This window comes from Thauera aromatica, from assembly GCF_023093595.1.
In the GTDB taxonomy this organism is placed as follows: domain Bacteria; phylum Pseudomonadota; class Gammaproteobacteria; order Burkholderiales; family Rhodocyclaceae; genus Thauera; species Thauera aromatica_A.
Genome location: NZ_JALLIK010000108.1, coordinates 60,246 through 73,502, shown reverse-complemented (window position 1 = coordinate 73,502; position 13,257 = coordinate 60,246). Strand labels below are relative to the sequence as shown.

The window sequence follows — 13,257 nt, the reverse complement described above, 5'->3', positions numbered from 1 at the left end:
CAGATGAGTGTCAGATGAAAATGAACAGCAGGACGAGACCGGCGAGCATGGACGTCAGCCCGATGAAACGGATCTGACCGTCGGCCATGCTCGCCAGGCGCAAAAAAGTTTCGCGCCAGGCCGCTGGCGCGATGAAGGGAAGAAAACCTTCGATGATCAGCATCAGGGCGAAGGCGGTCAGTAGCGAGCTGCCCATGAAGGAATCAGTTGCGCGCAGCGCCTCCGGCATCCTTCATGAAGCGGAAGAAGTCCGAGCTCGGGTCGACCACCATCACGTCGTCCTTGCCGGAAAAGCTCGAGCGGTAGGCTTCGAGGCTGCGGTAGAAGGCGTAGAAGTCCGGGCTCTTGCCGTAGGCTTCGGCATAGATCGCGGTCGCCTTGGCATCGCCCTCGCCCATGGCCTCCTGGGCCGAGCGATAGGCCTCGGCGATGATGACCTCGCGCTGGCGGTCGGCATCGGCGCGGATGCGCTCGGCTTCGGCCGCACCCAGCGAGCGCAGCTCGTTGGCGACGCGCTTGCGCTCGGCTTCCATCCGCCGGTACACCGACTCGGACACCTCGTTGGGCAGATCGACCCGTTTCAGGCGCACGTCGACGATCTGCGCGCCGATGGTGCGCGCGTCGCGGTCGGCACGTTCGCGCATCTGCTCCATGATACGGTCGCGCTCGCCGGAGACCACGTCATGGACCGTGCGGCGGCCGAACTCCTCGCGCAGGCCGGCATTGACCGTCTGGGTCAGGCGGGTGCGCGCGCGCGCTTCGTCGCCGGCGACCGATTCGTAGTACAGCTGCGGATCGACGATGCGCCATTTGACGAAGTGATCGACCAGTACGTTCTTCTTCTCGGAGGTGATGAAGCGCTCCGGCTCCGGCGTATCCATGGTCAGGATGCGCTTGTCGAAATAGCGCACGTTCTGGATGAACGGCAGCTTGACGTTCAGTCCGGGCTCGGAAATCACTTCCTTGACTTCGCCGAGCTGGAACACGATCGCATACTGGCGCTGATCGACGGTAAACAGCGACATCGAGGCGATCACCACGGCGAGCAGCAGGCTGCCGCCAATCACAGACATCTTGTCACGCATCAGCGCTCTCCCCGCTCACGGCTTCTCATCAGTTCGCGATTGCGCGGGTCCAGGGACGGCATCGGCGCATTCGCGCTCAGTCCGGCCGCCGATTGCGAGTCGGGCAGGGACGCCGCCGACGCCGGCCTGGCGCCGGCCTGCTGCATCAGCTTGTCGAGCGGAAGGAAAAGCAGGTTGCCATTGCCCTTGGCATCGATCATCACCTTCGAAGTGTTCGACATCACCTGTTGCATGGTCTCGATGTACAGGCGCTCGCGGGTCACCTGCGGCGCCCGGACGTACTCGGCGAAGACCTGGCTGAAGCGGCTGGCCTCGCCCTCGGCGTTGGCGACGACGCGCTCGCGGTAGGCGTTCGCCTCCTCGACCAGGCGCGAGGCGGTACCACGGGCACGGGGCACGACATCGTTGGCATAGGCCTCGCCTTCGTTCTTCTGCCGCTCGCGATCCTGCCCGGCCTTCACCGCATCGTCGAACGCGGCCTGCACCTGCTCCGGCGGCTGGGCGTTCTGCATCGTCACGCGGCTGATCTGGATACCCGTTTCATAGCGGTCGAGGATGCGCTGCATCAGTTCGTGCGCGGTAGCGGCGATTTCCTCGCGCCCTTCGTATAGCACGAAGTCCATCCGGCTCTTGCCGACAATCTCGCGCATCGCGGTTTCCGCCGCCTGACCGACCGCTTCATCGGGGAAACGGTTGTTGAAGACGTAGTTTTCCGGGCTGTTGAGCACGTACTGCACCGCGAACTGGATGTTGATGATGTTCTCGTCGTCGGTGAGCATCAGCGATTCGCGCAGCATCTTGTTGCGCTCCGAGCCGCGATAGCCGACTTCGACCGTGCGCACGCCGGTCAGGTCGACGATCTCGTGGGACTCGAACGGCGCCGGCAGGCGCCAGCGCAGGCCGGGCTCGGTGGTCTGGACGTACTTGCCGAGGCGCAGGACTACCCCGCGCTGGTTGGCATCGACCGTGTAAAAACCGCTCGCCAGCCAGACTACGGCGACCAGCACCAGCAGCACGCCGATCCCGCCGCCGAACTGCTTGAAGGAGAAACTGGGCAGTTGCGGCGAGCCGCCACCACCGCCACCACCGCCACCACCGCGGCCGCCACGCTTGTTGCCGAACATGCCGCTCAGGCGCTGGTTGAAATCGCGCCAGACCTCTTCGAGATCGGGCGGTCCCTGGTTGCCACCGCGGTTGCGGTCACCGCGGTTGTCGCTGTCGCGGCTGTCTTCGCCGCGATTGCCGTCGTTGCGGTCGCCGTCGTTACCGCCCTGGCTACCCCAGCGTGGGTCGTTGAGTGACATGAGAATGCCTGTTATCACGATTGTTCTGATCGTTCGTCCACCGTCCCGGCGATCCGGTCGGCATCGTCACCAAAGGTTTGCTGCGCCACTTCGGCTAGTGTGTCGCGAAGCAGGTCGAGGCCTTCACCCGTTCTGGCGCTCAGAAAAATGCGTCTGATTTTATCACAGTCCCCCCGCTCGACTGCCGGCGCCGCGTGCGTCAGGTCGATCTTGTTCCAGACCAGGATCTGCGGCACGGCTGCGGCGCCGATTTCGGCGAGGACCAGATTCACCGCTTCGATCTGGGCGTCGCGGTCTTCGCTCGCCGAATCGACCACGTGCAGCAGCAGGTCGGCCTGCGCGGTTTCCTCCAGCGTCGCCTGGAACGCCGCGACCAGCGCATGCGGCAGGTCGCGGATGAAGCCGACGGTGTCCGACAGCACGACGCTGGCACCGCCGACGTAGAGGCGGCGCGAAGTGGTATCGAGGGTGGCGAACAACTGGTCGGCTGCATACGCCCCGGCCTTCGTCAGCGCATTGAACAGCGTCGACTTGCCCGCATTGGTGTAGCCGACCAGGGAGACTGACAGGACATCACGGCGCTCCCGCGCCCGGCGCCGCACCTTGCGCTGCTTCTCGATCTGGGCGAGGCGGGACTTGAGCATCTTGACCCGGTTGCCGAGCAGGCGGCGGTCCGTCTCGAGCTGCTTCTCACCCGGGCCGCGCAGGCCGATGCCGCCTTTCTGGCGTTCGAGGTGGGTCCAGCCGCGCACCAGCCGGGTGGCCAGATGCTCGAGCTGGGCGAGTTCGACCTGGAGCTTGCCTTCGTGGCTGCGGGCGCGCTGGGCGAAGATGTCAAGGATCAGCGCGGTGCGGTCGATGACCATGCACTGCAGCTCGCGCTCGAGGTTGCGCTGCTGCCCGGGCGACAGCGCATGGTTGAAGATCACGATGTCCGCGGCATGGGCGCGGAGCGCTTCGGCGATCTCCTGGACTTTGCCACTGCCGGCGAAGAGCTTGGGATCGGGCGCCGCGCGCCGGCCCTGGACCACGGCCTCGACGCTGGCGCCGGCGCTGCCGGCGAGCAGCTTCAGCTCGGACAGGCGCTCGTCGATCGCCCCCTGGCCGAGGTCGAGCTGGACGAGGACCGCGCGCTCGCCGGAGGCGGGGCGCTCAAACATGCGTGCCTCCCGCGACCGACGGACACCGGTCGCGCCCCATCGCCACGGGCTTCAGTTGCTGCCCTCGTCCTGCTGGATGACGACGGGACGGGCCGGAACCACGGTCGAAATCGCATGCTTGTACACCATCTGGGTGACGGTGTTCTTCAGCAGGACGACATACTGGTCGAAAGACTCGACCTGGCCCTGCAGCTTGATGCCATTGACCAGGTAGATCGATACCGGGATGTGCTCACGACGCAGGGTGTTGAGGAAGGGGTCTTGTAGAAGTTGCCCTTTGTTACTCATTGCTGAACCTCTTTATATTGTGTTTATAAGAATGTCGGGCTTGCTGCTGCACTGCCGCATCGCAGTATGCAACGAAACCCGGGCGTGGAAACGGATTCTGCGCAGGAAAATTCAGCCCCGCACCGCGAACGGATTGTGCGTGGTGCGGAACTGGATGCGCAAGGGCGTGCCCTGCAGCTTGAAAGCCTCGGTAAAGCAGCGTTCCAAGTAGCGAACATAGGACGCGGGAATGTCATCGAGAGCATTGCCGTGGATCACAATCACCGGCGGATTCACTCCCCCCTGGTGGGCATAGCGCATCTTCGGCCGCGCCATGCCGTGGCGCGGCGGCGCCTGGCGGGCGACCGCCTGCTGCAGCGTCCGCGTCAGCCGCGGGGTGGCCAGGTTCGCCATCGCCGCAGCATAGGCGGCATCGACCGATTTGAGCAGTCCGCCGATGCCCTCGGATTTGAGCGCGGAAATCTGGTGGAAGCGGGCGAAGCCGAGGAAGGCCAGCTTGCGCGCGATGTCGGCTTTGAGGCGGTCGCGACGGTAGTCGTCGACCGCGTCCCACTTGTTGATCGCCACCACCAGCGCGCGCCCGGCCTCGAGCGCGAAACCGGCGATATGGGCGTCCTGATCGGAAATGTCCTGCGCCGCATCGAGCACGAGGACGACCACGTTCGACTCCTGCACGGCCTGCAGGGTCTTGATCACGGAGAACTTTTCCACCGCCTCGAAGACCTTGCCGCGCCGGCGCAGGCCCGCGGTGTCGATCAGGGTGTAATGGCGGCCGCCGCGCTCGAAGGGAATCGAGATCGCGTCGCGGGTCGTGCCGGGCAAATCGAAGGCGATCACCCGCTCCTCGCCGAGCAAGGTGTTGACCAGGGTCGACTTGCCCACGTTGGGGCGGCCGACGATCGCTACTTTCGGCCCTTCGTCGGCTGCAGGCTCACGCTCCTCGTCCGCCGGGAAGGGCGCCAGCACCAGCTCGACGAGCTGCTTGACGCCGTCGCCGTGGGCCGCCGACACCGCCAGCGGGTCGCCCAGGCCGAGAGCATGGAAATCGGCCGCGACCATCGCCCGCTCGAGCCCTTCGGCCTTGTTCACCACGACATGGACCGGGCGGCCGGCGCGGCGCAGGCGGGCGGCGATGTTCTCGTCGTGCGGCGTGCGCCCGGCGCGACCATCGACCAGGAACAGCAGCACGTCGGCCTCGGCGATCGCCTGCTCGGCCTGGCGTGCCATCTCGTGCATGATGCCGTCCTTGGCGACGGGATCGAAGCCGGCGGTGTCGACGACGAGGTAATCGCGATCGCCGACCCGGCCGATGCCGTAGTGGCGGTCGCGCGTCAGCCCGGGCTGGTCGGCGACGAGGGCGTCGCGGCTGCGGGTGAGGCGGTTGAACAGAGTCGATTTGCCGACGTTGGGCCGACCGACCAGAACGATGGTGGGTTTCACTTCCTGCCTTGCCTCAGCGCACTTCGTACGCGGTAATGTCGCCGTCGCCGCCCTGGACGACGAAGCCGCGCCCGAACGCGACCGGATCGGCGGCGATCGCCCCCTTGCCGGCGCGTTCGCGGGCGGCCAGGGAACCGGTTTCACGATCGAGAAGATGGACATAGCCCTCGCCATCGCCGACCACGACGTGATCGCCGACGATCAGCGGCCGCGACAGCCGGCGCCGCACGAGCGCGTCCTGTTTCCACACGCTCGCCCCGCTGTAGGCGTCAAGCGCATGCACCGCATCGCGCTCATCGACGAGCAGCGCGAAACGCGCGTCGCGCGCCATGCCCACGCTGCTGGAGAAATCGCGCGCCCACAGCGCGTTGCCGTTGGTGGTGTCGAAGCAGGCCGCGCGCCCCTGGTAGCTCACCGCGCACACTTCGCGCCGCCCGACCACCGGCGTGCCGACGATGTCGGCCACCCGCTCGAGCTCGGTGGCACCGCGCGGCAGGGCGACACCGAGCTCGGTGATCGCGCCGCCGTTGGCGGGATTGAGCACCGCCAGCTTGCCGCCGGGGAAGCCGGCGAGCACGACGTTGCCCTCGATGAGCACGCCGGCGAATGTGCGCAGCGCCAGCGGCGGATTGTTGCGCTGGTACACCCAGCGCCGGCTGCCGTCGCGCGCATCGAGCGCGATCAGGCGGTTGTCCGAAGCGCGCACGACGACGAAGTCCGGGCCGAGCGCAGGCGGCGCCAGCACTTCGACGCCGAGCGGCGAACGCCAGCGCTCGCTGCCGCTGGCCGCATCGTAGGCGATCACCGTGCCGTCGGTGGCGACCACCACCGCAAGCCGGCTATCGGCACCGACTCCGGCCGACAGGCGCTTGTCGGCGCGCACCTGCCACAGCGCGCGGCCGTCTTCAAAACGGCCGACGTCGCCGCGGTGCGAGGCCGCGTACACGCTCTCGCCCCACACCGCCGGCTGGAAGCGGTAGCCCCCGGCTTCGCCGATGTCGGCCTGCCAGCGCCTCGCCAGCTCGGCGCTCGGCTTCAGTTCCGTCAGTGCCGCCGGCGCCGAAGGCGAGTGGGAAAAAGGGTTCAGCGACGAGCAGCCGGCGAGCAGCGCGGCAGCGGCGGCAAGCGCAACGAAACGCAGCGAAAGCGACTTCATCGGTCAGGCTCCCAGGGATTCGAGTTTCACGCGGACGAGTTCGCGCAGCGTCGTGGCCTCCTCGCCTTCGGCAGCGAGGCCGTCGATCGCGGCCCGGTAGGCGGCCCGCGCTTCGTCGCCCCGGCCCAGCTCCGCGAGCACGTCGCCGCGCAGATCGTCGTAGCGGCTCTTGTAAGCCGCCGTCACCGGCGCGCCCTGCAGCCGCGCCAGCGCTGCATCGAGCTCGCCCTGCTCCAGCATCACCGCGGCCAGGCGCAGCCGGGCGAGGTCGCGCAGCGCCGCGTCCGCGCCCTTGTCCGCCGCCCATTCGAGCTGGACCCGCGCATTGGTCAGGTCGTCGGCCTCGAACTGGACCGCCGCCGCCAGCAGCGCGCCGAGCTGGGCGCTGGCACTGCCGCCATGCTCGCCGATCAAGCGCCCGGCGGCCTCGCGCGCCTTTTGCGCATCCTGGCTTTGAGCGGCCTGCTGCACCGCGTAGTAGAGGGTGCCGGCCTCGGCGGCGTTGCGGTTCTGGTACCACTGCCAGCCCTGCCAGCCGACCGCGGCGACTGCGGCGGCGAGCGCCAGGCCGACCACCAGGTTGCCGTACTGCGCCCACCACGCCTTGAGTTCGGAAATCTGTTCCTGCTCTTCCAGATCGTAGACCGCCATCATCAACCCTCTTGTACGGATTCTTCAGGATACAGCAAGCCTGCCAGTGCCTCGGGCAGGGTCTCGAGCGCGACGCGCTGCTGCGCGCCGCCGCCGCGCAAGGGCTTGAGGCCGACTTCAGCGGCCGCGGCCTCGTCTTCGCCGATCACCACCGCGACCGCGGCCGCGCTGGCGTCGGCTTTTTTCATCTGCGACTTGAAGCTGCCGCCACCGCAGTGCATCAGCACGGCGAAGCCGTGTTCGCGCAGCGCCTCCGCGGCACGGAAGGCCAGGCGCTGGGCAGCGTCGCCGACACTGACCACGTAGGCGTCGGGCGCCATGCGCTCGCTCTCGCCACCGCAGGCCTGCCACAGCAACAGCAGGCGCTCGATGCCGATGGCAAAGCCGGCGGCCGGCTGCGGCTTGCCGCCGAGCTGCTCGAACAGGCCATCGTAGCGCCCGCCGGCACAGATCGTGCCTTGGGCGCCGAGGCGCGTCGTGACCCACTCGAACACGGTGCGGTTGTAGTAGTCCAGCCCGCGCACCAGGCGATGGTTGATCCGGTAGGGAATCCCGGCATCCTTGAGGAAGACCTGCACCGCGTCGAAGTGCGCCTTCGATTCGTCACCGAGGTAGTCGGCGAGCCGCGGCGCAGCATCGACGATGGCCTGCAGCGCCGGGTTCTTGGTGTCGAGGATGCGCAGCGGGTTGGTGTGGAGGCGGCGCCTGCCGTCCTCGTCGAGCTGGTCCTGGTGTTGCTCGAGGTAAGCGACCAGCGCCGCGCGGTGAGCGGCGCGCTCTTGCGGAGCGCCGAGCGAGTTGATCTCGAGCGTGACATCCTCGAGCCCGAGGTCGTCCCACAACCGTGCGCACATCAGGATCAGCTCGGCGTCGGTTTCGGGGCCGGCAAAACCGAGCGCCTCCACGCCGATCTGATGGAACTGGCGGTAGCGGCCCTTCTGCGGACGCTCGTGGCGGAACATCGGCCCGTAGTAATACAGGCGCTGCGGCCCGCCGGACGGGATCAGGCTGTGCTGGATCACCGCGCGCACGCAGGAGGCCGTGCCTTCCGGGCGCAGCGTCAGATGCTCGCCGTTCAAGGCGTCCTCGAAGGAGTACATCTCCTTCTCGACGATGTCGGTGACTTCGCCGATCGCGCGCTTGAACAGCGGCGTCGGCTCCACCAGCGGCATCCGGATCGGGCGGTAACCGTAGCTCTGCAGCCAGTCGCGCACGATGTCTTCGAAGTATTCCCAGGTTTCGGCGTCATCGGGCAGGATGTCGTTCATCCCGCGCACCGCCTGCAAGGTCTGGCTCATTGCTGTGTTCGTCTTGTCGTGTTGCGGGATGCGTGGATCGCACCCTCGTCCTTGTTCATGTCCCTGGGGCCGGACTCAGCCGGCCTTTCTTGCATAGCGCGTCGCCACGTAGCGATCGACGATGGCCCTGAACTCGGCGGCGATGCCGTCGCCGCGCAAGGTGGCGATTTTTTCCCCATCGACATAGACCGGGGCCGCCGGCGACTCGCCGGTCCCCGGCAGCGAGATGCCGATATTCGCATGCTTGGACTCGCCCGGCCCATTGACCACGCAGCCCATCACCGCCAGGGTCAGGTTCTCGACGCCGTCGTACTGCTCGCGCCACACCGGCATCTGGGCACGAACGTAGTCCTGGATGCCGGCGGCGAGTTCCTGGAACACCGTGCTGGTGGTGCGCCCGCAGCCCGGGCAGGCGGTGACCATCGGCGTGAACGCGCGCAGGCCCATGGTCTGCAGGATCTCCTGCGCGACCACGACTTCCTGGCTGCGGCTGCCGCCCGGCTCGGGCGTCAGCGAGACGCGGATGGTGTCGCCGATGCCTTCCTGCAGCAGCACCGCGAGTGCGGCGGTCGAGGCGACGATGCCCTTGCTGCCCATCCCGGCCTCGGTCAGCCCCAGGTGCAGGGCATAGTCGCTGCGTCGGGCGAGATCGCGGTACACCGCGATCAGGTCCTGCACGCTCGACACTTTCGCCGACAGCACGATGCGGTCCGCGGCCAGCCCGTACTCCTCGGCCTTGGCCGCGGATTCGAGCGCCGACACCACCAGCGCCTCGCGCATCACCGCACCGGCATCGCGCGGCGCGGCACGGTGGGCGTTCTCGTCCATGATGCGGGTGAGCACCGAGGGGTCGAGGCTGCCCCAGTTCACCCCGATGCGCACCGGCTTGTCGTAGCGGCAGGCGAGTTCGACGATCGCGGCAAACTGCGGGTCGCGCTTCGCGCCGGCACCGACATTGCCCGGATTGATGCGGAACTTGGCGAGCGCCTCGGCGCAGGCGGGAAAATCGGTCAGCAGCTTGTGGCCGTTGTAGTGGAAATCACCGACCAGCGGCACCTCCACGCCGAGCGCCAGCAGACGGTCGCGGATGTGCGGCACGGCTTTGGCCGCCGCTTCGTTATTGACGGTCAGGCGCACCATTTCCGAGCCCGCGCGGGCGAGTTCGGCGACCTGCATCGCCGTGCCGAGCACGTCGGCGGTGTCGGTGTTGGTCATCGACTGGACGACGACCGGCGCCTCGCCCCCGACCCTGACCTTGCCGATCGCGACCTGCCGCGTGCGCCGGCGGCGCCAGGGCGCGGCGCTGAGGAGGGGGAAATCCTTGTCCTGGTTCATCGTTTCCAACTATTCACCTAAAGTCAGGCGGGCGACCGAGCCGCGCGTATGGGCGGCCAGATCGACCGTCCGGCCGTCGAACTCGACCGCCACTCCCGCCGCATTGCCCACCACCAGTGCGAACGGCGGCGCGCCCTGCACGGTGCGCGCCGTACCCGCGCGGTTGAGCCCGGAATGGAGGATGGCGCCGGCGGCGTCGCGCACCTCGATCCAGGAATCGGCGCCAAAGCGCAACACCAGCCGGCCGCTGCTCCCGCCGGTCTCCGGCGCAGCAGCCAACGGGCTCCCGGCGCCGCCGCTCCTGTCTTCCGCAACTTGAGCCGGCGGCACCGGCGCGGCGGGCGCGGGCGCCACGCCCCCTTCTGCAGCGGCCGGCGTCTCGGCCTTGAGCGGGATCTCGGCAGCGGTCGCCGCCGGCGTGTTCGCGGCGGCCTCCGGCTGCGGCGGATTGTCCGCCCCAAGCACGGCGGCGCCCGCCACCGAGGGCGGCCCGGCGTCACCACGCTCGGCCGGCAGCAACGCGGCCGGCCCGCTTTCCACCGGCCCGGGCGAATCGGTCCGGAACCCATCGAAATACCAGCCCGCGGCGACCATCAGCACCAGCACCAGCACCAGTATCCCGGCCGGGAACGTACCCCGGCGCCGGCCGCTGTGGCTGGGCAGGTCGCCGTCGGCATTGCGGATCGGCGACAGATCGGGGGCCGCCGCCCCGGCCAGGCGCTGCACGCCATCGAGCAGCGGCGCGGCGTCGAGCCCCAGGTAGCGCGCATAGTTGCGCAGGAAGCCGCGCACGAAGGCCGTCCCGGGCAAGGCGGCGAAATCGTCGCGCTCGAGGGCGTCGATCTGGCGCGGACTGAGCTTGAGCGCAAAAGCCACTTCGGACACCGATTCGCCGCGCGCCTCGCGCGCGCGCCGCAGTTGCGCCCCCGGCGACGGCACGGCGGACTCGCCGGCCGCGGCAGGAAGGTTTTCGCTCTGCATGCTGCTCACTCGAACTTCCCTTGGATCATCCGTTGATATTCTTCCGATTCGGCGAAACGGCTACGCAGCTGCGCCGCATAACTCGCCTCGGCGTCGTGGTTGCCGAGGCGGCGCTCGGTGCGCAGGCCGAGCCAGGCCGAGGCCGGGGTCGGTCCCAGACGCTGGTGCAGCCGGACCAGATGGGCGCGCGCCTGTTCCAGACGCCCGCCGCGGTAGGCGATCGCGGCGAGCTGGTACAGCGCCTGGGCGTTGTCCGCATCGGCCTGCAGCGCGCGCTGGAACTGCGCTTCCGCGGCGTCCTCGTCGGCCAGCCGCAGATGGCACAGCCCGGCGTTGGTCAGCGGCCGGGCCGGATGGCGGTAGTACGGGTTGCGCGCCGCCACCGCCAGCCGCTCCAGACCTTCGCGCTCGCGCCCCCGGAGGCACAGGAACCAGCCGTAGCTGTTGTTGAAATCGGGGTCGCCGGGAGCGAGGCGCAGCGCGCGCTCGAAGTTCTCCCCGGCCGCGGCATATTCCTCGACGAGCATGTAGGCCAGGCCCAGCAGGTGAAAGGCCGGCGCGTAGTCCGGGCTGTCGCCGAGCGCGATCTTCGCTTCGTCGAGCGCGACATCGTAGCGCCCGATTTCGAAATAAGCCATGCCCAGGTCCACATGCACGCGCGCGCGCGCCTGCGCCGGGGTCGCCGGCGTAAGGTCGGACAGCGGCCGGCTCGGCCCCGCCGGGTCCACCGGCGCCGTGGCACAGCCGGCCGCCAGTACCGCCGCCGCGGCCAGCGCCAGCGCCGTGCGCCTCATCGGCGTTCCTCCGGCGCGCGCTGCAGGCGCACGCTGCGCCGGGTCTTGTCCTGCACCTGGCCGGCGAGCTGGCCGCAGGCGGCATCGACGTCGCCGCCGCGCGTCTTGCGCGTCGTCGTGACGATGCCGGCGTCGATCAGGATGGCGCCGAAGCGGCGGATCCGCTCCGCCGACGAACGCTCGAAGCCGGCGTGGGGGAAGGGGTTGAACGGGATCAGGTTGAACTTGCACGGCACTTCGCGCACCAGGGCGACGAGTTCGCGGGCATGCGCATCGCTGTCATTGACGCCGTCCAGCATGACGTACTCGAAGGTGACGAAATCGCGCGGGGCGCGCTCGAGGTAGCGCCGGCAGGCGGCCATCAGCTCGCGCAGCGGGTATTTCCGGTTGATCGGCACGAGGCGGTCGCGCAGCGCATCGTTGGAGGCGTGCAGCGACACCGCCAGCGCCACCGGGCATTCGTCGCGCAGGCGGTCGATCGCCGGCACGATGCCCGAGGTCGACACCGTGACGCGCCGGCGCGACAGGCCGTAGGCGTGGTCGTCGAGCATCAGGCGCAGCGCGGTGACGACGTTGTCGAAGTTGGCGAGCGGCTCGCCCATGCCCATCATCACGACGTTGCTGATGATGCGTCCGTTGTCCTGCTCACCGGCTTCGAGGCCCGCGGCGTCCTCGGCGGCGTCCTCATCGGCGTCCACTCGGGCGGCGCCCAGCAGCTTGTTCGCCAGCCACAGCTGGCCGATGATCTCGGCCACCGACAGGTTGCGGTTGAAACCCTGTTTGCCCGTGGAACAGAACGCACAGTCGAGCGCGCAGCCCGCCTGCGAGGACACGCACAGCGTGCCGCGGTGGGTTTCGGGAATGAACACGGTCTCGACCGCGTTGGCGTTGCCCACGTCGAGCAGCCACTTGCGCGTGCCGTCGGCCGACACCGAGTCGCGCACCGGCAGCGGCGCACGGATCGTCGCGATTTCCTTCAGTTTGGCGCGCAGGGACTTGGCGACGTCGGTCATCGCGTCGAAGTCGTCGCAGCCCTCGCGATGCATCCAGCGCATCACCTGGCGGGCACGGAACGGCTTCTCGCCCAGCCCGGCGAACCAGGCGACGAGACCGTCGACGTCGAAATCGAGCAGATTGACCGGGGCGGAAATGCTCATGCCTGAAACTTCACTCCAGAGAACGGTTGAGGCCAAATGCAAACGGCCCGAACACGCCGGACGCGGTGCGGGAGGCACCGCGGAACCCGCGCGAGGGGCCGTCGGAATGGACCGTTCAGCGCGAGTAAACGTTCATGCCGGGGAAAAAGAAAGCCACTTCGACCGCGGCCGTCTCCGGCGCGTCCGAGCCATGCACCGCGTTGGCGTCGATGCTGTCGGCGAAGTCGGCGCGGATGGTGCCCTTGTCGGCCTTCTTCGGGTCGGTGGCGCCCATCAGCTCGCGGTTCTTGGCGATCGCGTTCTCGCCTTCCAGGCACTGGATCAGCACCGGGCCGGAGGTCATGAACGACACCAGGTCCTTGAAGAAGGGACGCTCCTTGTGCACCGCGTAGAACTGTCCGGCTTCCTGCTCGGACAGGTGCACCATCTTCGCGGCGATGATCTTCAGGCCGGCCGCTTCGAAGCGGGCGTAGATCTGGCCGATCACGTTCTTGGCGACGGCGTCGGGCTTGATGATGGACAGGGTGCGTTCGATTGCCATGGAAAAACTCCGGAACTGCGCTTGGAAAAGCGTGAGGTTTAGAAAAAAGCGCGAAATTTTAACAGGT

The 13,257-nt window shown here is 68.2% G+C and carries 14 protein-coding genes; all 14 read right to left on the bottom strand.

Features of this window, described 5'->3' with window-relative positions:
* Positions 1 to 10: 10 nt before the first annotated feature.
* On the bottom strand, positions 11 to 196 hold the full coding sequence (locus MXC99_RS13935) for a DUF2065 domain-containing protein (protein ID WP_247726033.1): 186 nt from the start codon (positions 194 to 196) through the stop codon (positions 11 to 13).
* 7 nt (positions 197 to 203) lie between these two features.
* Positions 204 to 1,085, bottom strand: coding sequence for a protease modulator HflC (gene hflC, locus MXC99_RS13930; RefSeq protein ID WP_247726032.1), 882 nt, complete (start codon positions 1,083 to 1,085; stop codon positions 204 to 206).
* Positions 1,085 to 2,389 carry an FtsH protease activity modulator HflK gene (gene hflK, locus MXC99_RS13925; RefSeq protein ID WP_247726031.1) on the bottom strand — a complete coding sequence of 435 codons (1,305 nt, stop codon included), beginning with the start codon at positions 2,387 to 2,389 and terminating at the stop codon, positions 1,085 to 1,087. Before hflK ends, hflC begins: the two co-directional genes overlap by 1 nt.
* A gap of 14 nt (positions 2,390 to 2,403) precedes the next feature.
* A complete protein-coding gene (hflX, locus tag MXC99_RS13920) occupies positions 2,404 to 3,549 on the bottom strand; it encodes a ribosome rescue GTPase HflX (protein ID WP_247726030.1) in 1,146 nt (381 codons plus the stop codon).
* A gap of 51 nt (positions 3,550 to 3,600) precedes the next feature.
* The gene (gene hfq / locus MXC99_RS13915) at positions 3,601 to 3,837 is read right to left on the bottom strand and encodes an RNA chaperone Hfq (RefSeq protein ID WP_002924769.1); all 237 of its coding nucleotides are present in this window, start codon (positions 3,835 to 3,837) and stop codon (positions 3,601 to 3,603) included.
* A 111-nt stretch (positions 3,838 to 3,948) separates the two neighbouring features.
* Positions 3,949 to 5,277, bottom strand: coding sequence for a ribosome biogenesis GTPase Der (gene der, locus MXC99_RS13910; protein ID WP_247726029.1), 1,329 nt, complete (start codon positions 5,275 to 5,277; stop codon positions 3,949 to 3,951).
* Positions 5,278 to 5,290: 13 nt separating this feature from the next.
* Positions 5,291 to 6,433: an outer membrane protein assembly factor BamB gene (bamB, locus tag MXC99_RS13905; protein ID WP_247726028.1), complete on the bottom strand. Its 1,143-nt coding sequence runs from the start codon at positions 6,431 to 6,433 to the stop codon at positions 5,291 to 5,293.
* A 3-nt stretch (positions 6,434 to 6,436) separates the two neighbouring features.
* Complete coding sequence (locus tag MXC99_RS13900) at positions 6,437 to 7,084, bottom strand: tetratricopeptide repeat protein (RefSeq protein ID WP_247726027.1); 648 nt, start codon at positions 7,082 to 7,084, stop codon at positions 6,437 to 6,439.
* 2 nt (positions 7,085 to 7,086) lie between these two features.
* On the bottom strand, positions 7,087 to 8,382 hold the full coding sequence (gene hisS / locus MXC99_RS13895) for a histidine--tRNA ligase (RefSeq protein WP_247726026.1): 1,296 nt from the start codon (positions 8,380 to 8,382) through the stop codon (positions 7,087 to 7,089).
* 75 nt (positions 8,383 to 8,457) lie between these two features.
* On the bottom strand, positions 8,458 to 9,717 hold the full coding sequence (ispG, locus tag MXC99_RS13890; RefSeq protein ID WP_247726025.1) for a flavodoxin-dependent (E)-4-hydroxy-3-methylbut-2-enyl-diphosphate synthase: 1,260 nt from the start codon (positions 9,715 to 9,717) through the stop codon (positions 8,458 to 8,460).
* 9 nt (positions 9,718 to 9,726) lie between these two features.
* A complete protein-coding gene (locus tag MXC99_RS13885; RefSeq protein ID WP_247726140.1) occupies positions 9,727 to 10,698 on the bottom strand; it encodes a RodZ domain-containing protein in 972 nt (323 codons plus the stop codon).
* Positions 10,699 to 10,703: 5 nt separating this feature from the next.
* Positions 10,704 to 11,492: a type IV pilus biogenesis/stability protein PilW gene (pilW, locus tag MXC99_RS13880; protein WP_247726024.1), complete on the bottom strand. Its 789-nt coding sequence runs from the start codon at positions 11,490 to 11,492 to the stop codon at positions 10,704 to 10,706.
* Positions 11,489 to 12,649, bottom strand: a complete 1,161-nt coding sequence (gene rlmN, locus MXC99_RS13875) for a 23S rRNA (adenine(2503)-C(2))-methyltransferase RlmN (RefSeq protein ID WP_247726023.1) — start codon at positions 12,647 to 12,649, stop codon at positions 11,489 to 11,491. The genes pilW and rlmN overlap by 4 nt, the downstream gene beginning before the upstream one ends.
* A 115-nt stretch (positions 12,650 to 12,764) precedes the next feature.
* Entirely contained in the window at positions 12,765 to 13,190 is a 426-nt protein-coding gene (gene ndk / locus MXC99_RS13870) for a nucleoside-diphosphate kinase (protein ID WP_247726022.1), read from the bottom strand.
* Positions 13,191 to 13,257 lie beyond the last annotated feature (67 nt).